This window comes from Corallococcus sp. AS-1-6 (assembly GCF_020037015.1).
Taxonomy (GTDB): domain Bacteria; phylum Myxococcota; class Myxococcia; order Myxococcales; family Myxococcaceae; genus Corallococcus.
Map to the genome: position 1 here is coordinate 1 of NZ_JAIQDE010000020.1, position 24,524 is coordinate 24,524.

19 protein-coding genes and 1 tRNA gene are annotated in these 24,524 nt (G+C 71.3%); 9 read left to right on the forward strand and 11 right to left on the reverse strand.

The features are described from left to right. Window positions 1–765: 765 nt before the first annotated feature. Window positions 766–1,434, reverse strand: a complete 669-nt coding sequence (locus tag K8612_RS24995) for an IS630 family transposase (RefSeq protein WP_223764140.1) — start codon at window positions 1,432–1,434, stop codon at window positions 766–768. 112 nt (window positions 1,435–1,546) lie between these two features. On the opposite strand from K8612_RS24995, the gene K8612_RS25000 reads away from it, so the two are divergent. After that, window positions 1,547–3,114, forward strand: a protein-coding gene (locus K8612_RS25000) for a transposase (RefSeq protein ID WP_223764232.1) whose coding sequence is annotated in 2 segments (ribosomal slippage) — window positions 1,547–2,504 and window positions 2,504–3,114 — 1,569 coding nt in all. Because the reading frame shifts where the segments join, the coding sequence is not laid out codon by codon here. Here the strand turns inward: K8612_RS25000 and K8612_RS39635 are convergent. After that, on the reverse strand, window positions 3,032–3,625 hold the full coding sequence (locus tag K8612_RS39635) for a helix-turn-helix domain-containing protein (protein ID WP_373692135.1): 594 nt from the start codon (window positions 3,623–3,625) through the stop codon (window positions 3,032–3,034). The genes K8612_RS25000 and K8612_RS39635 overlap by 83 nt on opposite strands. 142 nt (window positions 3,626–3,767) lie before the next feature. Continuing rightward, a tRNA-Pro gene (locus K8612_RS25010) sits at window positions 3,768–3,844 on the reverse strand. A 253-nt stretch (window positions 3,845–4,097) separates the two neighbouring features. Between K8612_RS25010 and K8612_RS25015 the strand changes: the two genes are divergently transcribed. Then, the gene (locus K8612_RS25015) at window positions 4,098–4,496 is read left to right on the forward strand and encodes a two-component system response regulator (RefSeq protein ID WP_223764142.1); all 399 of its coding nucleotides are present in this window, start codon (window positions 4,098–4,100) and stop codon (window positions 4,494–4,496) included. 1 nt (window position 4,497) lies between these two features. On the opposite strand, the gene rpe is transcribed toward K8612_RS25015, so the two are convergent. After that, the gene (gene rpe, locus K8612_RS25020) at window positions 4,498–5,157 is read right to left on the reverse strand and encodes a ribulose-phosphate 3-epimerase (protein WP_223738911.1); all 660 of its coding nucleotides are present in this window, start codon (window positions 5,155–5,157) and stop codon (window positions 4,498–4,500) included. A gap of 174 nt (window positions 5,158–5,331) precedes the next feature. Here rpe and K8612_RS25025 point away from each other — a divergent pair, with 174 nt between their 5' ends. Continuing rightward, window positions 5,332–6,840 carry an HD family phosphohydrolase gene (locus K8612_RS25025; protein WP_223738910.1) on the forward strand — a complete coding sequence of 503 codons (1,509 nt, stop codon included), beginning with the start codon at window positions 5,332–5,334 and terminating at the stop codon, window positions 6,838–6,840. A gap of 9 nt (window positions 6,841–6,849) precedes the next feature. Here the strand turns inward: K8612_RS25025 and pyk are convergent, their stop codons facing one another. The 4 genes from pyk to K8612_RS25045 all read right to left on the reverse strand — a co-directional run bounded on the left by pyk (window position 6,850) and on the right by K8612_RS25045 (window position 11,136). Further along, window positions 6,850–8,280, reverse strand: coding sequence for a pyruvate kinase (pyk, locus tag K8612_RS25030; RefSeq protein ID WP_223738909.1), 1,431 nt, complete (start codon window positions 8,278–8,280; stop codon window positions 6,850–6,852). A gap of 99 nt (window positions 8,281–8,379) precedes the next feature. Next, window positions 8,380–9,195, reverse strand: coding sequence for a hypothetical protein (locus tag K8612_RS25035; protein WP_223764233.1), 816 nt, complete (start codon window positions 9,193–9,195; stop codon window positions 8,380–8,382). Window positions 9,196–9,347: 152 nt separating this feature from the next. After that, window positions 9,348–10,808: an NFACT RNA binding domain-containing protein gene (locus K8612_RS25040; protein WP_223764143.1), complete on the reverse strand. Its 1,461-nt coding sequence runs from the start codon at window positions 10,806–10,808 to the stop codon at window positions 9,348–9,350. Window positions 10,809–10,932: 124 nt separating this feature from the next. After that, window positions 10,933–11,136, reverse strand: a complete 204-nt coding sequence (locus K8612_RS25045; RefSeq protein WP_014399699.1) for a hypothetical protein — start codon at window positions 11,134–11,136, stop codon at window positions 10,933–10,935. A 347-nt stretch (window positions 11,137–11,483) separates the two neighbouring features. Here K8612_RS25045 and K8612_RS25050 point away from each other — a divergent pair, with 347 nt between their 5' ends. Then, window positions 11,484–12,800, forward strand: a complete 1,317-nt coding sequence (locus K8612_RS25050; protein WP_223738907.1) for a glycoside hydrolase family 1 protein — start codon at window positions 11,484–11,486, stop codon at window positions 12,798–12,800. Here the strand turns inward: K8612_RS25050 and dusB are convergent. Next, window positions 12,779–13,792 carry a tRNA dihydrouridine synthase DusB gene (gene dusB, locus K8612_RS25055; protein ID WP_223738906.1) on the reverse strand — a complete coding sequence of 338 codons (1,014 nt, stop codon included), beginning with the start codon at window positions 13,790–13,792 and terminating at the stop codon, window positions 12,779–12,781. The two genes, K8612_RS25050 and dusB, sit on opposite strands and share 22 nt — an antisense overlap. A 97-nt stretch (window positions 13,793–13,889) precedes the next feature. On the opposite strand from dusB, the gene K8612_RS25060 reads away from it, so the two are divergent. From K8612_RS25060 to K8612_RS25070, 3 genes are all read left to right on the forward strand, one after another. After that, the gene (locus K8612_RS25060; protein ID WP_223738905.1) at window positions 13,890–15,317 is read left to right on the forward strand and encodes a site-2 protease family protein; all 1,428 of its coding nucleotides are present in this window, start codon (window positions 13,890–13,892) and stop codon (window positions 15,315–15,317) included. 116 nt (window positions 15,318–15,433) lie between these two features. Then, the gene (locus K8612_RS25065; protein ID WP_223738904.1) at window positions 15,434–16,018 is read left to right on the forward strand and encodes an RNA polymerase sigma factor; all 585 of its coding nucleotides are present in this window, start codon (window positions 15,434–15,436) and stop codon (window positions 16,016–16,018) included. Then, window positions 16,015–16,797 carry a DUF1109 domain-containing protein gene (locus tag K8612_RS25070; protein ID WP_223764144.1) on the forward strand — a complete coding sequence of 261 codons (783 nt, stop codon included), beginning with the start codon at window positions 16,015–16,017 and terminating at the stop codon, window positions 16,795–16,797. The genes K8612_RS25065 and K8612_RS25070 overlap by 4 nt, the downstream gene beginning before the upstream one ends. A gap of 11 nt (window positions 16,798–16,808) precedes the next feature. Here the strand turns inward: K8612_RS25070 and K8612_RS25075 are convergent, their stop codons facing one another. Next, on the reverse strand, window positions 16,809–17,249 hold the full coding sequence (locus tag K8612_RS25075) for a peroxiredoxin (RefSeq protein WP_223738902.1): 441 nt from the start codon (window positions 17,247–17,249) through the stop codon (window positions 16,809–16,811). 177 nt (window positions 17,250–17,426) lie between these two features. Here K8612_RS25075 and K8612_RS25080 point away from each other — a divergent pair, with 177 nt between their 5' ends. After that, on the forward strand, window positions 17,427–19,538 hold the full coding sequence (locus K8612_RS25080) for a chloride channel protein (RefSeq protein ID WP_370639887.1): 2,112 nt from the start codon (window positions 17,427–17,429) through the stop codon (window positions 19,536–19,538). Window positions 19,539–19,617: 79 nt separating this feature from the next. Further along, window positions 19,618–23,178 carry a hypothetical protein gene (locus K8612_RS25085; protein ID WP_223764145.1) on the forward strand — a complete coding sequence of 1,187 codons (3,561 nt, stop codon included), beginning with the start codon at window positions 19,618–19,620 and terminating at the stop codon, window positions 23,176–23,178. A gap of 131 nt (window positions 23,179–23,309) precedes the next feature. Here the strand turns inward: K8612_RS25085 and K8612_RS25090 are convergent, their stop codons facing one another. After that, on the reverse strand, window positions 23,310–24,362 hold the full coding sequence (locus K8612_RS25090; RefSeq protein WP_223764146.1) for a glycosyltransferase: 1,053 nt from the start codon (window positions 24,360–24,362) through the stop codon (window positions 23,310–23,312). Between the last annotated feature and the right edge of the window lie 162 nt (window positions 24,363–24,524).

Here is a 24,524-nt window from a genome sequence, read left to right on the forward strand (position 1 = left end):
GCCTGCCTGCTCGGCTGCACCTATGTCTTTGATTCTGCTTTGCTTTTCGCCGCCGCGTTAAACGGACGCGGATGGGGGTGCCCCTGGTGGTTCAGGGAGTCCAAAGGGGGGTGATTGTCGCAGCCATCCCGCGAGCCTTCTTGGACGCGCCTGGCTCCTTTCTGCTCACGGTTTCCTTCGGTCCCGATGCGGTGGATCAAGATGCGTTCGACCTGTCGATTGGTTCAGAAGGTCCGCAGGGGCCCAAGGGCGACACGGGTCTGACGGGAGCGCAGGGAGCGCAGGGACCCAAGGGCGACACGGGCCTGACGGGAGCGCAGGGACCCAAGGGCGACACGGGCCTGACGGGAGCGCAGGGACCCAAGGGCGACACGGGCCTGACGGGAGCGCAGGGACCCGCTGGACTTACCAGTCTGGGAAGTTCCTTCGTGGGTCTGTGTCAAACGATATTATTCGCACCCTGCGTTTGCAAAGATAAATTCCCGAACGCTGGGGCGCGGTACATGGTTCTCCTATCAATGTCTGTTCCAGCGGCAACTCCGAATGGTGGGCCCGGCGGGAGCTGCGGTGTTATCGCCGATACGATCGGGACCTTGGATGTCGCAGCCCGTTGTTCTTCAAGCGGCTCAGGCCTCAGCCAAGCCAGCGCCGTTTTCGCATGTCTTAGATAGATTGAACCGATGTCACATCATTGCTCGCTCGACGCCGCGGGGCGCACCGCCCTGCTGTCCAGGGCGGCGACCATGAATGACAAGTGCCGGAGTCCTAATCCTTTGGCCGGGTGAAGTCTGTGGGCTGGTAATGGAACTTCGCTCGGGCCTTCGGTACGGTGAATTGCCAGCGAATCTGGAGCCGGTGGCGGTTGGCCCACTCCTGCCATGCCTGCGTTTCACAACGGAGCTTGTCGAGCGTGGGGATGCGCCGACGCCCCAAACACTGACGGGAGAGCAGAGAAATCTCCACCTCCGCCTGATTGAGCCAACTGCCGTGGACAGGCGTGTAGTGTGGAGTGAATCGACGCCAGAGCCGACGCCCTGCACGTACCCCGTACCGCACCTCCAACGCATGGCGGCTGTGGGTACTGAGATTGTCCAGCACCAGGTGAATGGTGTTCGCCTCCGGGTGTCTCTCGGCGATGTCCTGGAGGGCTTCGGCAAACGCCGGACTCTTTCTATTGGGCGTGGCCTTCACGAAATGCCACCCCACCTTGGGCTCCACCGCACAGAAGAGATTGGCCGTGCCACAGCGGAAGTAGGCGTAGTCCCGACGTGCCTCACGCCCAGGGCAGGCGGGTGATGCTGGGCGCACCCACTCCAGCAACTGCACGGGCCGCTCATCGAAGCAAACAACGGGTTCAGTGGGGCACAAGGGCCTCTGGTACAACTCCAGTACGTCTTCCATTCGCTCGGCGTACTGGGCGTCCAGCTTTGGCACGCACCACATTTTTTTCTACGCCGGCAAATATGGCCTGAGCCCCAGGTGTTGCCCCTCTGAGAGGAGGAGCACCATGGCGCGGACGACAGCTCGCCCGGTGGCCACCCGTGAGGTGAGAGTCGACAGCGCGCGGCGGCGCTGTGAGGCGTGTGGCACGCGGACGCGAGCGGATTGGCGCTCGCGCCGCTGTGTGACGACGCTGGCGGGTTGCGTGGGGCTCTCGGTGCAGGTGCGAGTGTGCCACCGGGAGGAGTGCCTGCTGAAGGGCGTGCCACTCAGGGCCGAGGGTGAGGGCCGCTGGGTGCTGCCCGAGCATGAGTTCGGCTTGGACGTCTTGGCCTTCATCGGAGCCCAGCGCTACCGGGAGCACCGCAGCGTGCCGGAGATTCACGCGCTGCTGCGCCAGAAGGGCGTCGCCGTCTCCGAGCGCACCTGCACCAACCTGCTCGACCGGTACGATGAACTCGTCAGCCTCCAGTTGCTGGATGCGGGGCGGCTGCATGCGACGCTCAAGCGCCAGGGCCGGGTGGTGCTTGCCATTGACGGCCTCGCTCCGGACATAGGGCATGAGGTGCTTTGGGTGGTGCGCGAATGCCTCTCGGGGCAGGTGTTGCTGGCGCGTCCCCTGCTGGCTGGCGGCGAGCAGGAACTCGTACCGCTGCTGGCGGAAGTGAAGCGTGCGCTGGGCCGGGTGCCCCTCGTCGGTGTGGTGTCGGATGGGCAGCGAAGCATTCGCAATGCCGTGGCGCATGCATTGCCTGGGGTGCCGCACCAACTCTGCCATTTCCATTACCTGCGGGAGGCGGCCCGGCCTCTGTACGAGGTGGACCGGCATGCGAAGAAGGAGCTGAAGAAGCGCGTGCGCGAGGTGCGCAAAGTCGAGCGGGCCGTGGAGGGCCGTGACGACGCGAGCGCTCGCGCCACGCGCGCCTACGCGGCCGCCGTCAGGAGCGCGCTCACCGACGACCACCGCCCTCCCCTCAAACCCTCCGGACTGCTGCTGCGCCGACGCCTGGGCGCCATTGAGAAGAGCCTGGAGCGGGTGGAAAAAGGGGGGCCTGCGTCCCGGAGTTGAGCCGCCTGCGGGCGGTGCTGCGCAAAGCACGCCGCGCCACCGCCTCCATGTGGCCCGCCCTCGCACGTGCCTACCGGTGGGTGGAGCGCACCGCGACCCTTCTCCAGAATGAGCCCGGATTGGATGCCGCGGGCGTGCGCCGCCGCCTGTCGGCCCTGCTGGCCGCCCTGGTGCGCTGGACGCGCCGCCGCCACCGGGGCCTGCTGCGCCAGGCCCTGGCCCATTTCCTCCTGGAAACGCGTCGCTACTGGAAGGGCCTTTTTCACTGCTACGACGTGTCATACCGGCCCCGCACCGATAATGCCTTGGAGCACCTCTTCGGCACCGGCCGCTACCATGAGCGGCGGACCTCGGGCCGCGTGCGTGGCAGCGCGAGCCTCGTCGTGCGCGGTGCAGTCCGGCTGCCGGCCATCGCCGCGGCCCAACTGCTGCCTGAGCTCGACGCCGCCCTCCTGGCGCCTGGGGACCTCGACGACTGGCGGCAGCTCCGCGCTCAACTCGAAGCCCGACGCGTCCCCCGCATCATGGGCCGACGCTTTCGCGACGACCCGGACGGCTACCTCCGAGGCGTCGAAGAGACGCTCGGGCCATATTTGCCGACGTAGTTTTTTTGAGCCTGAAGAGCGCTTGGCGCGCCGCCGAGACCGAGCGCGCGTCCTGCTTGTGCTCCAGCGTCAGCTGGGTGCGTCGCCAACCCGCGCCCATGCCGCTCAGGTAGCGGCGCACCTGCCTGGGGCCCAGGTGTACGCCATGCGCCTCAAGCGCTCGGGCCAATTGCGTGGCCGTCCATGCGCGCGGTAGCGCGAGGAGCGATTGGAGCGCGGCCTCGACAGACTGGCGATGCGGAACGTCCGGCTTTCTGCCCGGCAAGGCCGGAAAAAGCGCTTCGGGTCCCCTCTGCACGTAGGCGCGTAGCACCCGGCGCACCGTCGCAGCACTCCAGCCCAGGTGCACCCCAATGCGAGGGGCACTCCAACCTTCGGCGGCGAGCAGCACCATTTCCACCCGCTCGCGCTCCACCCAGCCCGCGTCAGCGGACCGCGCTATCTCGCGCAGCCGCCGACGCTCATCCTCGGACACCTGCAGCAACGGTCCCATGCCGCAGGCGTACAACATTCATGTCCGGGGGCTTAGCGCCCCATGCACCTGAGCCCGGTGGCCAGGCCGATGGCCATCCAACCGCTGGAGGGGCCGAAGCAAGAGGTGCTGAAATGAAAACGGGCTGGAAGCCTTTCGGCCTCCAGCCCGCTTCGTCGTTTGGTCGGGGAGACAGGATTTGAACCTGCGACCCCTTGGTCCCGAACCAAGTGCTCTACCAGGCTGAGCCACTCCCCGATATCCGGTGCTGCGCCAGGAACTGCCCTCGGGCCCGGCGAAGCGTGGGCGGATCTATCCGAGCCGCTTCCTTCAGTCAACGGACTCTTTTGCCTCCCCCTTCCCCCACCCCTCCCAACCCCCTCGCTCCCCCGATTGTTGTCCTACCTACCCTTCAGGACGGGACAATGTTCACCCTCTTCACAAGATCCGGGCCTTCCTGTACTTCCAAGATGTTGCACGGTGTTCCCCCCCTGTCCCCCCACAGAGGACCATGACTGCTCCCACTGTCCTCATCTCGGATGATGAGCCCCTGGTCGTGTCCGCGCTCGCCCGGGAGGCCAAGCGCTCCGGCCTCGTCTGCGTGTCCGATACCACCTCCGAACATGTGCTGGAGCTGGCCCGCAAACACCGGCCCGCGGTCATCATCCTGGACATCAACCAGAACCAGGACGGACGGGACCTGCTCGCGCAACTGAAGAAGGACCCCGTCACCCGCGACAGCAAGGTCATCATGCTCAGCGGCGTGGAGGATCAGTTCACCCGCCACGTGTGCTTCGAGCTGGGCGCCGACGACTACGAAGTGAAGCCGTGCGACCCCACCTTCATGACCCGCATCGCCCGCATGGCCGCCGCCGCCGTGCGCCCCCCCGCTTCCCCCGAAGCCGCCTGACTCACGACGGCCGCAGCGACCGGATGGCCTGCGCGTAGTCCTTCGCGCCAAACACGTAGCTGCCCGCCACCAGCACCGTCGCCCCCGCGGCCACCACGCGCTTCGCCGTCTCGGCGTTGATGCCGCCGTCCACCTCGATGTCCACGTCCTTCAGCCCCCGCGCGTCCAACATCGCGCGCAGCCGGCGGACCTTCTCCACCGAGGGCTCGATGAACGTCTGCCCCCCGAACCCCGGGTTCACGCTCATCAGGAGCACCATGTCCACGTCCCCCAGCACATCCTCGATCGCCGACAGCGGCGTGCCCGGGTTCAACACCACCGCCGGCTTCGCCCCCGCGTGACGGATGTGCTGCAACGTGCGGTGCAGGTGGGGGCTCGCCTCCTGGTGCACCGTCAGCACGTCCGCCCCCGCCTTCACGAACGCGTCCACGTACTTCTCCGGCTCCACGATCATCAGGTGCACGTCCAGCGGCTTCGTCGCCACCCGCTTGATGGCCTCCACGATGACCGGCCCCAACGTGATGTTGGGCACGAACCTGCCATCCATGACATCCACGTGAATCCAGTCCGCGCCGGCGGCCTCGATGGCGCGGACCTCCTCACCCAGGCGGCTGAAATCAGAGGAGAGCAGCGACGGAGCGATGCGGACAGGGCGGGTCATGGCGGCGCTTCATAACCGCTTCCGTCAGCCCCTGGAACCTTCGCCCGGCAGGACAGGGGGCTTGCGGACAGAGGTGGACCTGGCAGGTGGGGGGGCCCGGGCGGCCGGGACAGCCTGCGTGCTACAACCCGGTGCGCCCGCGGCCATCCGCCGCATCCCACGGAGCCCGCCCCGGTGCTTCCACAGTCCGTGCCCGCCTCCCCCAACCTGTCCCGCCGGCTCGCGAAGCTGACGTCCATCCTGGATGTCGCCAAGGCGATGAGCGCCGAGCGGGACCTGGACCTGCTGCTGCCCCTCATCCTCTATGAGGCCACCAAGGTCGTGGAGTCGGACCGCTGCTCGCTCTTCATCCTCGACCGCGAGCGCGAGGAGCTCTGGAGCAAGGTGGCCCAGGGGTCCAAGAATGAAATCCGGCTCCCCATGGGCAGCGGCATCGCCGGCCAGGTCGCCCACACCGGCGCCGTCATCAACATCCCCGACGCCTACGCCGACCCCCGCTTCAATAGCAGCTTCGACGTCTCCAGCGGCTACCGCACCCACACCATCCTCTGCGTCCCCATGCGCGACGCCAACGGAGAGGTGACGGGCGTCATCCAGGCCCTCAACAAGCGCGGCGGCCAGGTGTTCGACGAGGAGGACGAGGAGCTGCTGCTCGCCCTGGGCGCCCAGGCCGCCGGCGCCATCGAGAACGCCCTCCTCCACGAGGAGATCAACCGCCTCTTCGAGGGCTTCGTCTCCGCGTCCGTGGTCGCCATCGAGGCGCGCGACCCCACCACCGCCGGCCACTCCGGCCGCGTCGCGGACCTCACCGTGTCCCTGGCCCAGGCGCTGGAGCACCAGGCCACCGGCCCCTATGCCCAGACGCGCTTCACCGCCGTGGAGCTGCAGGAGCTGCGGTACGCGTCGCTCCTGCACGACTTCGGCAAGGTGGGCGTGCGCGAGAACGTGCTCGTCAAGGCGGAGAAGCTGTACCCGCATGAGCTGGAGGCGCTGCGCGCCCGCTTCCAACTGGCTCGCAAGGACCTGCAGTTGCAGAGCTCCCGGCGCAGGCTCGCCGCCGTGGAGGCCCGCGGACTGTCCGCCCTGCCCTCCATCCATCAGGAGGAGGACGCGCGGCTGGGCCAGGAGCTGGCCCAGTTGGACGAGGTGATGGGCTTTTTGCTCACCTGCAACAAGCCCACGGTGCTGGCGCAGGGCAACTTCGAGCGGCTGCTGGAGCTGGGCACGCTCACGTACACCGACGCGCACGACCACGGGCAGCCGCTGCTGCTGCCCCACGAAATCCAATCCCTCTCCATCACCCGCGGCACGCTCTCCCCGGAGGAGCGCCGCGAAATCGAGAGCCACGTCGAGCACACGTACCGCTTCCTGTCCCAGATTCCGTGGACCCGCGCGCTGCGCCGCGTGCCGGAGATTGCGTACGCGCACCACGAGAAGCTGGATGGCACGGGCTACCCTCGCGCCGTCCCGGAGATTCCAGTGCAGTCCCGGATGATGTCCATCTGCGACATCTACGACGCGCTCACCGCGAGCGACCGGCCCTACAAGAAGGCCGTGCCGCACGCGCTCGCGCTGGACATCCTCAAGAAGGAGGCGGGGTCCGGACAGCTCGACAGGGACCTCTTCACCATCTTCGTCGAGGCGGAGATTCCCCGCCGGGCCCTCAAGAAGAGCCCGGCGTAGGGCGCTGCATCAGGCGCTGATGGTGTGCAGCCGGAGGCTGTTGATCTTCCCCGGCTGGCCCACCGGCGCGCCGAACACCACCACGATGCGGTCGCCCCTGCGCGCCAGCCCGCGCGACACCAGCTCCTCCTCCACGCGGCGGAGCATGGTCTCCGTCTCCAGGATGGGCTCCAGCACGCGCGGCACCACGCCCCAGAGCAGCGACAGGCGGCGGCGCACCTCCTGGTTCGGGCTGAACGCGACGATGGGCACCGTGGGCCGGTAGTGCGCGAGCAGGCGCGCCGTCACGCCGGACAGCGTGAAGGCCGCGATGAGCGTGGCGCCGCTGGCCTTGGCCGCCTCGCACGCCACGCGCGCGATGACGTCCGGGAAGTGCAGCGGCAGGCCCAGCGGGGCCTCAATCACGCGCGGCTGGAGCTGCGCGCGGGCGGAGGACTCGGCCGCCAGGATGATGCGCTCCATCATCTGCACGGAGTCCAGGGGGAACTTGCCGCTCGCCGTCTCGCCGGAGAGCATCAGCGCGTCCGCGCCGTCGTACACGGCGTTGGCCACGTCGCTGGCCTCCGCGCGCGTGGGGCGCGGGTTGTCGATCATCGAGTTGAGCATCTGCGTGGCCACGATGACGGGCAGGCCGCGCAGGTTGGAGCGCCGGATGATGTCCTTCTGGACGGCGGGCACCTCCTCCGGGGGAATCTCCACGCCCAGGTCGCCGCGGGCCACCATCACGCCGTCCGTCTTGTCGAGGATGGCGTCCAGGCGCGCGATGGCCTCCGGCTTCTCCAGCTTGGAGATGATGGGCACCGTGCGGCCCACCTCCGCCATGGCCTGGCGCGCGGAGTCCAGGTCGGACGGCTGACGCACGAAGGACAGCGCGATGTAGTCCACGCCCGCCTTGAGGCCGAAGATGAGGTCCTCGCGGTCCTTGGGCGTGAGCGCGTCCGCGCGCACCGCCACGCCGGGCAGGTTGATGCCCTTGTTGTTCTTCAGCGTGCCGCCGTGGACGACTTCCGTCTTGATGAGCTGCTTCTTGTCCGTCTCCACGACGCGCAGCTCCAGCAGGCCGTCATCCAGCAGGATGCGGTCGCCGGGGTTCACGTCCGCCGCCAGGTGCGGGTACGTGGTGGACACGATTTCGTCCGTGCCCTTCACCGTCTCGTCGGTGGTGATGTGGAAGGTGCCGCCCGGCTTCAGCTCCGTGCTGCCGGTGACGAAGCGACCGGTGCGAATCTTGGGACCCTGCAGGTCGCCCAGGATGCCCACCGCCTTGCGCACCTTCAGCGAGGCCGCGCGCAGCATGTCGATGTTCGCCTGATGCTGCTCGTGGCTGCCGTGGGAGAAGTTGAGCCGGGCCACGTCCATGCCGGCCTCCAGCAGCGCTTCCAACATCTCCGGGGTCTGACTGGCGGGGCCGAGGGTGCAGACAATCTTTGCTCGTCGCATATGAGGCCGAACATCCGGCCCCACAGCGTTTCGGTCAAGACATCCCCGAATGAGACCGAGCAGGTAAACCAGTAAATGTCCAGGCCGCTCGGCGTGCGCTCAACCGCGCAGCAGCGTGCCCAGGTTCTCGCGCTCCCAACGCAGCGCGGCGGCGTAGTGCGGGTACGTGCGCTCGCGCTCGCGGAAGGCGCGCGGGTGGTGCACGCGGCGCCCGGTGCGATTGCTGCTGGGGAACAACTGGTGGAGCATCTCGTGGAAGACGATGAACTCCACGAAGAAGGCGGGCACGTCCGGCTTGTCCAGCGCGGGGTGGATCCGGATTTCGCGCGTCTGGTGGTCGTAGACGCCCAGGCGGATGGACTTGCGGCGGCGGCGCGGGGGCATGCGGCCCCAGCCGATGCGGGCCTGGATGGCGTTCTGGAAGTAGGCCTCGTTGACGCCGTTGTAGAGCGCGCGCAGGTCGAAGCAGCGGCCCAGCGGGTTCAACTCCGCGTCGGATTCCCGGCGGAGCTGACGGATGAGCGGCTGCTGGCCCCGGATGTACTCGTCCAGGAGGGCGCCCGCGGCGCGGTGCCCGCGGCCCGCGTAGTCCGCCACCGCGCGCACGACGACCTCCGGCGCGTCCAGGAACATGTGGTGCAGCCGCAGTTGGAGCACCTGCGAGCCGCGGCGGAAGGACACCATTGTGGAGCGGTTGTCCGTCACGGCCAGGCGCACCGGCATGCCCAGGTTCGCGCTCAGCCGCCACGCGAGCGACTCCGCGCGCGACCAGAGCTCCTCACGCGACGCGGTGAGGACGCGCGGCGCCTCCTCCGCGACGCGGTTGCGCGGCGGCAGGGGCGCGGGTCCCTCCGGCGCGCGCTGCGCGGGAGTGGCGGCGCGTTCCGCGGACGAGCCACGCGGGAACAGGGACATCTGGCGGAAGGCTTCGGGCGTCACGCGGGGGGCATCGTACCCGGCACTTCCCGAACCTCAAGGCCAGGGGCTGGATGCCCGTCCGCCGGTCGACCTGGCCCACACGCCCCGCGTGGCACCCCGGGTTGAATCCGTCCCACGGGCATCGCCCTTCAGGACAGGACGCCCGGGTCTCCGTGGCGCGACTTGAGCAGCCGCTCCAGCCGCTCCGGCTCCATGCGCACCACGAAGGTCTTCTCCCGGGCATAGGTCACCTGCCCGGGGGCCGCACCCTTCTGCTTGCGCACGAACTTCACCGGCATGTAGCTGACCTCGCCGCGCGGTTCGCCCTTGGCGCCCGAGTGGTGCAGCGCGAGGTGCGCCGCGTCCAGCAGCACCTCCTGCGCCACCTCCGCGTTCTTCTCCAGCGGCACCACCACGTGGCTGCCCGGCAGGCCGCGCGCGTGCAGCCACAGGTGCCACGGGCGGGCCACCTTGAAGGTGAGCTGGTCGTTGTCCTCCGAGCCGCGCCCCACCCAGATGCGCGCGCCGCCGTGGCCCACGTACTCCTTGAAGGGGAGGCCCCCCTTCGGGCCCTCCTCCCCCTGGGTCACCTGGAGCACCTCCGCCTGCGCGAGCAGCGCGGCGTCATCCATGGCCTCAATCTGCGTGAGCGCCGTCCGCGCGTGGGCGACCTCTCGCGCCAACTCCGCCTCGCGGTGGCGGGCCTGCTCCACGCCGCGCAGGAGCCGCCGGTACTGGTGGAAGTGCCAGTCCGCCTCCTCCTTCGGGGTGCGCTTCGGGTCCAGCTTCACCTGGACCTCCTCCACGCCCGTCTCCGTATAGGCGGTGAGCGTCACCTGGGACGCGCCGCGCTTGAGCCGGTGCAGGTTCTGCGCGAGCAGCTCGCCCACCTCGCGGTGCTTCTCCGCCTCCGGGCCGCGCTGGGCCTCCGCGCGCACCTTCTCCAGCGTGCGCGAGGAGCGCTTCAGCCGCGCCCGGTATGGCTGCGCGAGCCGGCGGCGGATGGCGTCCGCGCGGCTGGTGCGGTCCTTCTGTCCGAGCACCCGCTCGGCGGCCTGCAGCCTGGGCAGCGCGTCGCCTTCCCTCGGCTCCAGCCGCGAGGGCTGCGCGCGGCCCTTCGCCAGCGCCTCCGCGGAGACGGGCTCCGGGGGCGACCACTGCGCTCCGGGATAGAGGTTGCGCCTGGGGCCTAAGCCCTCACCGGAGAGCATCAGGACGCGGTGGTTGTCGCTGAGGAGCAGCAGGCCTCCGGGCGCGCCCACCTCCAGCACCAACCGGCGGCGCACGTCCTCGCGCTCGAACTCCAGGACGATGGCGCGGCTCTCCTCCAGATAGCGCGCGGCCTGAAGCTTGAAGCCGGTGAGCTCCTGGCGCAGCCAGCGCTGGAAGGGGGCGGGCTCGCCCGGCGTGGGGAAGCGCTCCTCCGCGACGGACAGGCGCGACAGCTCGCCTTCGGCGCAGAGACACAGCACGACCGATCTGCCGGGGACGCGCAGCTCCAGGTAGGCCAGGCGGGGCAGCGGGCACCACGCCTTCTGGGCCACCGCGCCCACCAGCCGGGCCGCGGCCTCCGCCACGACCTCCTCGAACTCCACCGGACGCAGCGACATGGCCCCTCCCGGGCGGACACGGAGGGGGACTTCAAACCCCTGGCCCGCAAAAGAAAAACGGCCCGGCGGGTTTCGCCGAGCCGTTCACCGGACGTCAACCGACGTCCGAAATGACGCCGTTACTTCAGGCTTCCGGGGTCGCCGGGGCCGCAGCGGCCTTGCTGGCGCTCTTGCGGGTCGTCTTGCGGGCGGACTTCTTCGCGGCGGCCTTCTTCGCCGGGGCCTTCTTGGCCGTACCGCGCTTGGCGGCAGGGGCCTTGCGGGCGGTCTTCTTCGTCGCGGTCTTCTTCGACGCGGCCTTCTTCGCGGTCTTCTTCTTCGCGGCCATCGGAATCCTCCGTTCAGTGTTGAGGCCCGCGAGGACGCGAGCCCTGCACCCACTTCGAACTGAACGTGAGTGCTTGAAATGAATGGTACGGGCGACATGCCAGTGTGTCAACGCATGGTGATGTATTGCAGTGCGCGGCGAGGCCGATTTTTGGCCTCCGGGCGCTTCGAACCGTTGGTGGCGGTCATTTCGGGGGTCCGGCGCGTCGCGTGCGGGGCCGAATTTCCGGCTCCGGACGCATTTCGAGGGTCCGCGCTACAGGTCTGGGTGTCCGCTGCCGTGCATCTGGCGCGCGCGCATCGCGTCGCTTCCCGTCGTGGAGGCGGCGGCCTACGGTGCCCGCCCGCATGAGCTCCGCCGCGCTGACCTTCCCCGCGTCCTTCACCTTTGGCGTCGCCACGTCCGCGTACCAGGTGGAGGGCGGCATCGAGAACGACTGGGCCCAGTGGGAGCGGCAGGGGAAGTTGAAGGAGCCCCACGCAAGGTGCGGCATCGCGGTGGACCACTGGCGGCGCTACGCGGAGGACTACGCCCTGGCGAAGGCGGTGGGGGCCACGGCGTTCCGGCTGTCGCTGGAGTGGGCGCGCATCGAGCCCGAGCGCGGCCGGTTCGATGGCGCGGCGCTGGAGGGCTACCGCGAGCGGCTGCTCCAGATGCGCGCGATGGGCCTGCGGCCCGTGGTGACGCTCCATCACTTCACCCACCCCACGTGGTTCCACGCGTCCACGCCCTGGCACCTTCCGGAGAGCCTGGAGGCCTTCCGCCAGTACGTGCGCCGGTGCGCGCCCCTGTTGGAGGGGCTGGACGCGCTCGTCATCTCCTTCAACGAACCGATGGTCCTCTTGTTGGGCGGCTACCTCCAGGGGCTGATGCCGCCGGGCATCGCGGACGGGGCGAAGACGATGGCCGCGCTCGGCAACATGGTGCGCGCGCACGTCATCGCGCGGGAGGAGCTGGGCCAGCGCCTGGGCCGGGTGGAGCTGGGCATCTCCCAGAACATGCTCGCGTTCGCGCCGGACCGCTGGTGGCATCCCCTGGACCGCTCGCTGGTGCGGCTGGCGGCGCCCGCCTACAACCACGCGTTCCACGAGGCGCTGTCCTCCGGCCACCTGCGCGTGTTCATGCCGGGCGTGGCGTCCACGGACGTGCGCATCGAGGGGGCGCGCGACTCCGTGGAGTTCGTGGGCGTCAACTACTACACGCGCGCGCACCTGCGCTTCATGCCGCGCCCACCCTTCATCGACTTCAAGTACCGCGACCCGGACGGGCGCGGGCTCACCGACATCGGGTGGGAGCAGCGGCCCGAGGGCTTCCTCCAGCTCCTCCAGGAGGTGAAGCGCTACGGCAAGCCGGTGTGGGTTACCGAGAACGGCATCGACGACCGCCAGGGCACGGTGCGGCCGGAGTACCTGCACGCGCACCTGCGTCAGGTGCTGGCCGCGCGCGAGGCGGGCGTGGACGTGCAGGGCTACCTTTATTGGAGCCTGCTGGACAACTTCGAGTGGCTGGAGGGTTGGGGCCCGCGCTTCGGCCTCTACCACGTGGACTTCGACACGCTGGAGCGCCGCCCCACCCCGGCCTGCGACTACTTCCGCGCGGTGGCCACCGGGCGCGTGCTGGTGCCGCCGGGCCCTGGCGCCGCTCAGCCCAGCGCCGCGCGGTAGTCCACCTCCGGCTCCTCCAGGGGGGCCGTGGGGTCCGTGTCCGCGCCCGCGAAGAAGCGGCGCACGCTGTCCTCCACCGCCTCCGGCGAGTCCAGCCCGTTCACCTCCGAGCGGAAGTGCGCCGCGCCCTTGAGGCCATGGGCGTACCAGGCCAGGTGGCGGCGGAAGGAGCGCACCGCCCCCAAGGCGTCCCCGACGAACTCCGCGTGGGCGCGGGCGTGCTCCAGCACCAGCTCGCAGCGCTCCTCCGGCGTGGCGGGCGGGCCGCCCTGGAGCTCACGGAAGAGCCACGGGTTGCCCAGGGCGCCCCGGCCAATCATCACGAAGTCGCAGCCGGTGCTGTCCAGCATGCGGTGGGCGTCCGCCACCGTCTTCACGTCCCCGTTGCCCATGATGGGCAGCTCCGGGAAGTGGCGCTTCAGGTCCGCGATGTGGGCCCAGTTCGCCTGCCCCGAGTAGCCCTGCTCGCGCGTGCGCGGGTGCAGCGCGAGCCCCGCGCACCCGGCCTCCTGCAGCGACTCCGCCACCTTCAGGTAGTTGAGCGTGCGCGCGTCCCAGCCCGAGCGGATTTTGCAGGTGACGGGCAGGCCGGTGGCCTCGCGGATGGCGCGGACGATGGCGGCGGCGCGGGGCACGTCGCACAAGAGGCCGCTGCCGGCGCCGTTGCGCACCACCTTCTTCACCGGGCAGCCCATGTTGATGTCGATGACCTGCGCGCCCGCGGCCTTGCCCACCTGCGCGGCCTGGGCCATGGCCTCCGGCTCGCCGCCGAAAATCTGGAGCGAGTAGGGTTTCTCCACGGCCGGGTCGTACCGCAGGTACTTGAGGGTGCGCTGGTTCTGGCGCATCAGCCCCTGGGCGCTGACCAGCTCCGTGGGGCAGAGGGCCGCGCCCAGGCGGAAGGCGATGACGCGGAAGGGACGCTCGCTCACGCCGGCCATGGGCGCGAGGATGTAGGGGTTGGGGAGCGTGTAGGGACCCAGCTTCAGCATGGCGTGAGGACACCCTATACCTGGAAGGCGAGCAGAAGCGCGCGGGCCATGAGAACGACCCTGCGCGAGTGGGGGCCAACGATTAAGGTCCCCCTCCATGTTCCGTTTTCGGCTCGGGAGCGTCCCCGTCCACGTCCACACGAGTCACCTGCTCTTCTCCGCGGTGTTCGCCTACCAGTCCCTGCCCCTGCCGGGGCGGCACTCGGGTGCCGGGTGGCTGGGGGACCAGTTGGCCGACGCCGCGGCGCCCGGACACATGGGCGCGGTGGCGACCTACGTGCTGGCCTGGATGTTCATCGTCTTCGTGTCCGTGCTCGTCCATGAGCTGGGGCACGCGGTGGCCTTCCGCTTCTTTGGATACCGGCCGAGCGTGGAGCTGGTGTTCATGGGCGGCGTGACGCGGCCCAACGCGGACGCGCCCCTGCCCTGGCACAAGGAGGTGGTGAGCAGCTTCGCGGGGCCGCTGGCGGGCCTGGCGCTGGGCGTCCTGTGCTGGGCGGTGCTGATGCAGGTGCGGGGCCGCTCGGAGATGGCGGACTTCTTCCTGAGCAACTTCTTCTTCGCCAACATGGTGTGGGCGGTGCTGAACCTGCTGCCGGTGCCGCCCCTGGACGGCGGGCACATCAGCACGGCGCTGGCGACGCGGATGTTCGGGCGGCGGGGCTTCATCGTGTCGCACGTGCTGGCGCTGGGCCTGTGCGTGGGGCTGGTGCTGCTCAGCATCAAGAGCGGGGCCCTCATCATGGGCGTCCTCTTCGCCATGTTCGGCTTCCAGTCGTTCCGCGTGCTGTCGGACATGATGCGCGCGCGCAACGAGGCGAAGGAGGAGGAGGGCCCCAGCGCCCAGGCCCTGCGCGAGGCGCAGCAGGCGCTGCGCGAGGACCGGCTGGACGACGCGTGGCGGCAGGGCAACCGGGTGCTGGAGACGGAGGGGCTGTCCCCGAACCTCACCAGCCGGACCCATTACCTGCTGGGCTGGGTGGCGCTGAAGCAGGGCCACGGGCGGCCCGCGCTGGACCACTTCTCCCAGGTGCAGGGCCAGCCGGTGGAGATGCACGCGGTGGCGGCGGCGTTCTCCCTGGTGGGGGATGACGCCCGGGCGGTGGGCTACTGGAAGCAGGCGTGGGGCGAGTCGCAGGACCGCACCGTGATGCACGAGTACGCGGGCGCGCTCATCCGGCTGGGCCAGGTGAACGAGGCGCTGCGGCTGCCCGGCGTGGACGCGGCGTCCGCGTTCCGGTGCGCGGAGCGGGCGCTGTTCATCCGGGGCGCCTACTCGGAGGCCGCGGCGGTGAGCGAGGCGGCGCTCCGCCACGTGCCGGACCCGGGCATCGCGTACGACGCGGCCTGCGCCTTCGCGCGCGCGGGCAACGTGGCGGACGCGGTGCGGCTGCTCCAGCGGGCCGAAGGGCTGGGCTTCCGGGACGCGGCCTACGCCGCCTCCGACGAGGACCTGGCGCACCTGCATGGGCACCCCGCCTTCGAGGAGTGGCTGGCGAGGATGCGGCCGGCCGCCTCATCCTGACGGGAGGCGACTTTCTCCCGCCCGGCGCCCTCGGGGGCCGTAGAGTCCGCGTCCGTCCCGTGAGCCCTTCGTCCCCTCCCTTGAAACCTGGCGCCGCGCCCGTGCGTACCGGAGACATGCCGACGTCTCCGGGCGCTTCCGGGGGGGCCTCCGGCGACTCGGACGAGGTGTTGATGGAGCGGTTCTGCCAGGGCGACGCGCAGGCGTTCGACGCGCTCTTCCAGCGCTACGCGCGCCCCGTGCAGGGCTACCTGGCGCGCCTCACCGGCAGCCCCGCCACCGCCGAGGACCTGGCCCAGCTCACCTTCCTGTCCCTGGTGCGCGCGCGGGGCCGCTATCAGGCCGGCTCGCGCGTCCGGCCCTGGCTGTACGCCATCGCCACCAACGCCGCGCGGGACCACGCTCGCCGCCACCGCCGCCCGGAGGACCTCACGCCGGAGGGGGAGCTGCCCCTCACCGCCGTGGCGGACACGCCGGAGCCGCGCGACGCGGGCCTGGAGCGCGCGGTGCAACGCGCCCTGGCGCAGCTCCCCGAAGGCCAGCGGCTGCCCATCCTCATGCACCGCTTCGAGGGCATGGGCTTCGCTGAAATCGCCGAGGCCCTGGGCCTCACCGAGAGCGCGGTGAAGGTCCGCGCCCACCGGGGCTACGCGCGCCTGCGCGAGCTGCTCGCGCCCCTTCAGCAGGAGACCTCCCGATGACGCCCGAGTGCGAACGCGTCCTGGACCGGATGGACGGCCCGCTGCCGCCGGACCTGGCGTCACACGCGGCCGGGTGCGCGGACTGCCGGGCCCTGCTGGAGGGCTTCCAGGTGCTGGCGCCTCCCGCCTCCCCTCCCCCCGCCGTGCCCATCGACGAGGCCCGGCTCGAACAGACGCGGCGCCAGTCGCTGACGGAGCTGGCGGCGCACCCGCGGCCCACGCCGTGGTGGAGGGAGGTGGCGGTGCTGCTCGCCACCTATCTGGGCATGGGCGTGGTGGGGCTGCTGTGGGTGGGCCGGAACGGGATGCTGCTCAACAGCGCGTCGCCGCTGGCGGTGGCGCTCGTGGCGCTGCTCATCGTCGTGAGCGTGGGCGGCGGAGCGATGGTGGCCCTGGCGCCGGGGCAGCGCGCGTGGCCCTTCACGCTCGTGGCCGTGGGCGCGCTCGCCGTGGCGCTGGCGCAGTTGAGCGGGCGCTCGGGCGTCCAGGTGCGGCCGTTCCTCGCGGGCACCCTGGGGTGCCTGGGCGCGGAGGTGATGCTGTCGGTGGTGCCGCTGGCCCTGGCGCTCGTCCTCCTGTGCCGCTCCGCCTTCCAGCCGGTGCGGGCGCTGGCGGCGGGGCTGTCCTCCGCGGGGGTGAGCCTGCTGGTCCTTCACGTGCACTGCCCGGACGGCAGCGCGGGCCACCTGATGCTGGGGCACGTGCTGCCGTGGTTCGCGCTGGCGGGCGTGGCGGTGTTCATCCGCTCGCGCCTGCCGTCCCGCTCGTTCGCGCCCTGAGCGCGGGCGCCCTACTGGAGCCGCGACAGCGCTTCCTGGGGGAAGGCCCGCGCGTCCACCTTGGCGTGCCACTCCTTGATGCGGCCGTCCGGCCCGATGACGACGCCCACCCGGCGCGCGTTGGGGGCCGAGGCGTCATCCGCGGCCCCATAGGCCAGCCCCACCTTGCGATCCACGTCGCAGAGCAGCGGGAAGTTGAAGCCGAACTTCTGGGAGAAGGCCTGGTTCTCCTCCGGCGTGTCGAAGCTGATGCCCAGGATGGCGGTGCCCTTCGCCTCGTACTGGGTCTTGTGATCGCGGAAGGAGCAGCCCTCCGCGGTGCATCCCGGGGTGTCCGCCTTCGGGTAGAACCAGAGCACCACGTTCTTGCCCCGGTAGTCCGACAGCCGGTGCGTCTTCCCCGTCGAGTCCTGCACGGTGAACTCCGGGGCCACGTCTCCCTGCTTGAGCATGTGCGATGCCTCCTTCATGGGGTGGAAACCGGGGGCGTCGTAGCACGCTCCGGGGGCAGGGGGCCGGGCACCGCTCGGGTGATGTGTGGAGTGGAGTGCAGGCGGACGGCGCCGGGGCGAGGGCGTCATCAAGATGCTTGAAACACACCGGGCTCCTCCGTTTAGTAGGTGCACCAAATGAACACCTCCGACGAACCTCCGCCTGCCGAAACGCAGCGGATGGCCGCGCTCACGCTCTGGGCGCGACAGAGCCTCTCCCGTCTCATCTACTTCCTGCTGGGCGCGTCCAACCGCATCCGCCTGCCGACCCCCTCGGTGCTGCCCATCGCGGGCGCGGTGGTCGGGCTCTACAGCGGGCTGGCCGCGGGCATCTTCTCCAACCTCATTGGCGTAATGAGCGGCATCACGTTCAGCGCCGCGGAGCTGGCGGCGACGTTCAAGCCGCAGCGGCTGCGCACGTTGATGGAGTCGCTCTCCTCCGCGCGCTGGCACCTGGAGTACGCGCTGGTGGGCGTGCCGCTGGCGCTGGGCGCGCTCCTTTTGGCGCGGGTGATCGAGCCCGGCGGCCCTCGCGACGAGGTGAAGCGCCGCCTGCGCCTGCTGGCGCTGCTGACGCTGGGCGCGCTGTCGCTCTACTACCCGCTGGTGGGCCTGGCGGCCGTGAACGCCGTGTTCGGCCACGCGCACAACCTGCCCGCGGTGCTGCCGCACCTGCCCTGGTGGCTGATGCTGCTCGCGCCCACGGTGGGCGGCCTGGCGGTGGGGCGGCTGTTGCGGGACCGGCCGGAGACGCACGGCCACGGCCTTCCGGAGGTGGTGCGCGCGGTGAAGAGCGGCGCGAACGTGGTGCCGGCGGACCGCGGGTTGCTCAAGCTCATCGCGTCCGCCATCACCATTGGCAGCGGCGGCTCCGCGGGCCGCGAGGGCCCCATCGTCTATGGCGGCGCGGCGTTCGCGTCCAGCGTGGGGCGCGTGCTGGGCTTCAGCCGCAGGGAGCTGTCCATCCTGTTGGCGTGCGGCGCGGGCGCGGGCATCTCCGCGTCCTTCAACGCCCCCATCGCGGGCGCGGTGTTCGCGATGGAGATCATCTTGCGCGAGTTCGAGCTGCGGGTGTTCTCCCCCATCATCCTGGCGAGCGTGGCGGGCACGCTGGTGAGCCGCGGCGTGCTGGACGAAGCGCCCATGCTCAACCGGGTGAACTACGAGCTGGTCAGCGGCTCGGAGGTCTTCGCCTACGCGGCGCTGGGCATCGGGTGCGGGCTGCTCGCGTTCGCGTTCGTGAAGCTGCTGCACGGGGTGGAGCACTTCTTCCACGGCGGCATGGGCGGGAAGCTGTCCCCGTGGCTGGGGAAGAAGCCGCTGCCGGTGCGCGCCGCGCTGGGCGGCCTGTGCACGGGCGTGCTCGCGTTCCTGAGCCCCACGGTGTGGGGCAGCGGGCACGACTACATCAACCTGGCGGCGGCGGGCCAACTGCCCTTCCTCTTCCTGGTGACGGCGTGCGTGCTGAAGCTCGTGGCCACGTCGCTCACGATTGGTTCAGGCGGGTCCGGCGGCACGTTCTTCCCGGCGGCGCTGATTGGCGCCATGGCGGGCGGCGCGTTCGGCACGCTGGTGCACTACTTCTTCCCGCACGCCACGGGCCCCAGCGGCGCGTACGCCATCGTGGGCATGGGCGGCGCGGTGGCGGCGCTCACGCGCGGTCCGCTCACCGGCATGATGATGCTGTACGAGCTGAGCGGCAGCCACGAGATCATCCTGCCGCTGATGGTGACGTGCACCATCGCGTCCGCGGTGTGCCACTTCCTCACGGAGCGCACGGCGCCCAAGGTGCAGAGCGACGAGGACCTGCTGGCGGCCACGCACGTGCGGGCCCTGATGACGGAGGTCCCCGCGGTGTCCGCGGGCACGCCGCTGCGCGCGCTGACGGACCAGTTGCTCACGTCCGAGGCCGGCACGCTGCCGGTGCTGGACACGGAGGGCAACCTCTACGGCACGGTGCAGGTGGAGCAGCTTCGCGAGGTGTGGCGCGACGAGTCCATGTACCCGCTGCTCGTGGCCAGCGACCTGGCGCGCAAGCTGCCCGCGCTGGCGCCGGACTCGGACCTGGCGCATGCGCTCCAGGTGATGGACCACGAGGACGTGGACGCGCTGCCGGTGGCGCCCGTGCTGGGGCTCTCCCCGTGCGGACTCATCACCCGCGCCGCCGTCCGGCGCTTCCTCTTCGCGCAGCACACGCGCGCGCACTCGACGGGCAACTACCCCGTCACTCCCTCGGAGGCGGCGCACTGAGCATCGGCCGCGCCTGGGGGGAGGCCCCGGGCGGGGTGGGTCTGTCAGGAAAGCCGGGGAGCGGGCATCCTTGGGCGCCATGTCCGACCCCGCCCTGTCCGCCCTGCGCGCCGAGCTGAACTCCACCTTCCACGATGCCCGGGTGCGGCGGCTGGTGGAGCTGGGGCGCAAGGCCCGGACGGACCCGGCGGCGCAGGCGGTGCTGGACGCGCTGTCCCGGGGTGACGCCTTCGAGCGGCGGCTGGCCCTGGCGGCCCAGTTCACGCGCCGGGATGGCGCGGCGGTGCTCCAGGCCACGGCGGACGCGTCCTTCCGCGTTCGCGCGCTGGCCTTCGAGCTGGTGTCGCTGGCCTGTGACGACGCCCAGGCGCTGGAGGCGCTGCGCATGGCGCACGGGATGCGCCGCGAGCAGGCCCTCATCCACCAGTTGCGCAAGCGCAAGCGGCACGCCGTCATCGACGCGTTCCTGGACGGGCTGGCGGAGAAGGGCGAGCACGTCACCTTCGCGGACACGGTGCCCCTCGCGTCCGAGCCGGCCCTGCGCCGGCATGTGGCGCGGGCCCTGGAGCGGCCCAGCCAGCGGTTCTGGGCGCGGCTGGCCCGGCATGCGCCGGCCGTGCTGGGCGAGGTCCTGCGGGAGCAACTGAGCGCTGTCACGGGCGAGCCGGACCCCGTCACGCGGCAGCACCTGGCGTGGGGCCTGGGGTGGCTGGCGGAGCGGGCGCCCGACATGGCGGAGACGCTGCTGGCGCTGCTGCTGGAGCGGGGCATCCCGCCGGATGAGCACGCCGTGCGGACGCTGGTGAAGCAGCGCCCCCTGCGCATGGTGGCGCTGCTGCGCCAACGCTCCCCGGCGATCCTCCCGCACCTGCTGTTCGCCAGGTCCCTGGCGTCACTGGACGCCGGGTCCCTGACGTGGATCGTCCAGCGCGACCCGACGCTGCTGGGCCGCGCGGAGGACGTGCTGAAGGAGCTGCCGGAGCCGCTGCACGCGACGCTCACCGAGGCCTGGGCCGCGTCCGTGGAGCGGGCCCCCGCGTGGGGCACGCCGCTCATCGCCCGCATCGCGGACCCGGCGCTGCGTGAGGCGGTCCACGCGCGCTGGACCGTGGGCGCTCGCACCCGGGACGGCGTCATCGCGCCGGAGTATGTGCGGCACCTGCCGGTGGAGCTGCGCGAGCGGGAGGCGCGCCGTCACCTGGACGAGGTGGTGGCGCTGGGCACGCGCGCCGAGGCGCGGTTCGCCTATGCGCGCTTCCTGCCCTGGGACGAAGCGCTGGGCGCGCTGCGGGGCGCGCTGGGGCACCCGGACGCGGCGATGCGCGGAGTGGCGCTGGGCGCGCTGCTGGCACTGCCCGGCCTGCGCCCGGACGAGCCCGCGGCGGTGGCCCCCGCGCTGGCGCTGGTGCTGGCCCGGAAGAACGAACAGGACCCCGTGCGCGGGGTGATGCTCCAGGCGCTGGCCGAGTGGCCCCGCCGGATGTGGCGCGCCGAGCACACCGAGGCCCTGGGGCGGATGCTGCGCGACGCGCTGGACGCGGCGGACCTGTCCATGGGCACGGCGCAATCCGCGGAGCGGCTGCTGGTGCGGGCCTTCGGCGCGGACCCGGCGTGGGGCGCGCGGTGGCTGGGCACCTTCCTCAAGGAGCGCGGGCGCATCCAGGACGGCGGGCTGGGCCACCGGTTGACGGACGACGAGGTGCGCCGGGCCGCGCCGTACCTGCTGGCGCTGGCGAAGAGCTGGGCGGAGCGCGAGCGCGGCGGTCCCCTGCTCCAGCTCGCGGCGAGCCTGGGCAAGCGCGCGGCGCTGGTGCCCGGCCTGTCGGACTGGCTCGTCTCCGTGCGCGACACGGCGCCGGACAACCGGCTGTCGCTGGCGCTGACCGCGTGGCTGTCTCGGGAGGACCGGCCGCGCTTCGAGTCGACGCTCGCGGCCACCCTGCGGCGCTGGCGGGACCGGGGCTGGGACGAGGAGGTGGTGGCGCTGGCGGCGGCCGAGAAGCGTTCGCTTCCGCTGCACCGGGAGCTGGTGGAGGAGCTGGAGCGGGTGGCGCTGCGGCTGGGCAAGCCGTCCGGGAACGCGCTCTGGGTGCTGCGCCACCGCGCGGTGAAGGACTTCGACCGGATGCTGCCCGCGCTGCTCAAGCGGGACGAGAGCGCCATCGCCATCCCGGTGGTGCGCGAGTTCCTGCACCGGCGGCGGCAGGACCTGCTGGGTCCGTACCTGGACGCGCCGGTCATCACCGGCCAGTTCGCCACGGGGGTGACGCACTGGATCTTGCCGTTCGACTCGGGGTTCTTCCGGTGGACGGTGGCGCAGAACCGGGCGTATTCGCGCGCGCTCGCCAGGCTGTGCGAGGACATGGAGCGGGACACGCCGTCGGTGCTGGCGGCGGTGACGCGGATGGCGGCGCTGGACTGGGCGCCCATGGACGCGCTGCTCGCGCTGGCGGACGACAAGCGGCCCGCGGTGCAGGAGCGGGCCCTGCGGGTGATGGCCCGGTGTGACCAGGGCCAGGGCGTGCCCACGCTGTTGGCGGCCCTGGAAGACTCGCGCGCGCGCATCGCCATCTACGGCCTGCGCCGCGCGTTCAACGGCATGCCCGTCACGCGGGTGCTGTCGCTCTTGGCGGAGGTGCCGCTGACCCGGGTCACGGTGGCCAAGGAGGTGGTGCGCCTCCTGGGCGAGCTGCGCTCGGACGAGGGCTATGCGCGGCTGCTGGAGCTGGACGCGAAGCCGCTGCACCGCGACGTGCGCATCGCGCTGTTGCGCGCGCTGTGGGACCACCTGGACCGCGAGCCCACGTGGGCGGTGTTCGAGCGCGCCGTCACCGGCGAGGACGCCATCATGGCGTCGCGCGTGGGGGACATCCCGGCGGACCGGCTGACGGAGGCGCTGGACGCCCGGCTGTCCGCGCTGCTCGCGAAGGTGCTGGCGCGGCCGGAGCCGGATGCGCGCATTGACCTGCTGCGGCGCGCGGCCTGGCTGTCCGTGAAGGACCGCGAGCGGGTGTTCCTGTCCGCCTGTGGCGCGCGGCTGGCGTCGCCCTTTGACGACGAGGTGCGCGCGGCGATGGGCGCGCTGGTGTACCGGGCCGACGAGCGCGACGTGGAGCTGTTCGAGCGGATGCTGGAGGCGGTGGCCCAGGATCGGCGCGCGCTGAGCGTGGCGATGGACGCGCTGCTCCAGCCCCGGGACCGGATGCGGCCCGTGCCCCTGAGCGCGGTGCAGGGGCTGGTGACGGGGCTCCTCACGAGGGACCCGTGTCTGGCGACGCTGCGCGTGCGCTGCGCGGCGGTGGCCCTGGCGCCGCCGGCCTTCGCGAGCCACCTGGACACGATGGGACAGGAGGGGTGGCTCCACGCGGACGCGCTGATGGCGGCCCAGGTGGCGGTGTCGAACCTCCCGGTGGAGACGATGGAGGACGTGGGCGGGCGCCTGGCGCGGAGCCCCAGTCCGGAGGCGCGGCGCGTGGGCCTGCACTGCCTGGTGCGCGACGCGGGGGACGGACGCGGCTGGACGGAGGAGCGGCTGACGGCGCTCGCCATGTTCCAGCGCGATGAGTCCCCGCTCGTGGCCGGGGCCGCGCAGTTCGTGTTCCCGCCCCGGGAGATGGTGAAGGCCCCAGAAGAGGCGTAGGCCCCCCCGGACGCGAAGGTGGGCCACGTCCCGCCCGACACAGGCGTCAAAAACCTGTCCGACTGTCGGACAGGTTTGTGCGGTGCGCCGCCGGCGGGGCGGCACCGTCCGTCATCCCGGGTTCCGGACGCTCAGTTCAGCGAGCGCACCGGTGCCAGCCATGGGGCTCCGCGCTCCGCTTCGCTCGCGTATTGCTCCAGTTGCAGCGCCCGGTGGGCCACGGTGTGTTCGGCCAGGACCCTGGCCCGGGCTCGCATTCCCAGTTGGCGCCGGTCCGCTTCCGGCATCGCTAGCAGGTAGCGCAGCACGTCCTGCTCCGTGCGGGCGACCATCACCTCCTCACCCAGCGCGAAGACGTCCTCCAGCCCTGGCCAGGGATCACTGATGAGCGCCGCTCCACGGGCCGCTGCTTCGAACAGGCTCGCCCCTGGCGTGTGCTCGGCCTGGGAGAGGACCAGCGTGAAGCGCTGCGCGCCCAGGAAGGACTCGTGCTCCTGGTGGAGCGGAGCCGCGTGCCTCGCCACGTTGGCGGGCCAGGCGGCATCCACCGCTGACAGCGTTCCCGCGAGGACGAAGCGCCCCTGGGGCCAGCCGCGCGCGGCGCCCAACAACCATTGCGTCAGGAGCCCCCGCCGCTCCGGCGACGCCGGCCCCGCGTACCCCAGGTCCCAGCGCGTCCGCCCGCTGCCGGGCGCGAAGTGCTCCGCATCCACGCCCGGCAGGAACACGCGCGCGCGGGCCACGCCCCACTCTCGCTCCAACTGACGGGGCACCGGCCCCCCACTCGAGCAGAGATAGAGCCGGTAGCCCGTGAACAGGTCCGGCGTCATGCAGGCCGGGTCCTCCCGAAGGGCGTGCCGCGCCAACGTCCGGGGCGTGTCCCGGTCCCAGAAGACCGTGAGCCCCCTCGCCGTGTTCGTGAGCCAGCGGCTTACGTCCGCGACCTGTGCCACGTCCGCGTCCACCAGCACCAGGTCCGCGCGGCGCACCCTCGAATGGAAGCGCGCGTGGAGGTCCGCCAGGTCCAGATACGACGCCTCTCCGCGCTCACCGGGCGCCGTGCGCTCCAGGAAGAGGACCGTGTGTCCTCGCCTCCGGAGCGCCTGCGCGAGCTGCCTCGGGGCCGTGGCCGCCTGTGCGTCGGCGGGGGCCCGGCACGCGGGGCCCAGGAAGACGATGTCCATCCACTCGGGCCTCCTCACGCCCCCAGCCCGGCGGACGGAGGACGCCCCGCGCACGGCATGCCCCAGGGCTATCGCTCCGCGCCCGGGGCGGACAAGCAAGCAGGCCTCGTGCCGCGTGAACTCCTCAACGGCACGGCCTGCGTCCAGCCCACACGTGCCATG